We start from the raw sequence: 428 nt of genomic DNA, 5'->3' as shown, positions 1-428 counted from the left end.
GCCGATGATCAGTCTCAACTGCGCCGCGCTGCCCGAGACCCTGGTGGAAAGCGAATTGTTCGGCCATGTGCGCGGCGCCTTCTCCGGCGCGGTCAACGAACGGCGCGGCAAGTTCGAACTGGCCGACGGCGGCAGCCTGTTCCTCGACGAGGTCGGCGAGTTGCCGCTGGCGGTGCAGGCCAAGCTGCTCCGCGTGCTGCAGAGCGGGCAGTTGCAGCGGGTCGGCTCCGATCGCGAGCACCGCGTCGACGTACGCCTGATCGCAGCCACCAACCGCGACCTGGCCGAGGAAGTACGTGCCGGGCGCTTCCGCGCCGATCTCTACCATCGCCTCAGCGTCTATCCCTTGCGCGTGCCGCCGCTGCGCGAGCGCGGCCGCGATATCCTCCTGCTGGCCGGCTACTTCCTCGAGGAAAACCGACCGCGCC

At 69.2% G+C, this 428-nt stretch carries 1 protein-coding gene; it reads left to right on the top strand.

The window, feature by feature from the left end; genetic code table 11:
• A partial coding sequence (locus tag EEB15_RS33395) for a sigma 54-interacting transcriptional regulator (RefSeq protein ID WP_199236718.1) occupies nucleotides 1-428 on the top strand: 428 nt, incomplete at both ends.

The organism is Ramlibacter sp. WS9 (assembly GCF_003797765.1).
In the GTDB taxonomy this organism is placed as follows: Bacteria; Pseudomonadota; Gammaproteobacteria; order Burkholderiales; family Burkholderiaceae_C; genus Ramlibacter.
The sequence above is the reverse complement of the archived record's forward strand: the minus strand, read 5'-3'. Positions and strand labels throughout refer to the sequence as shown.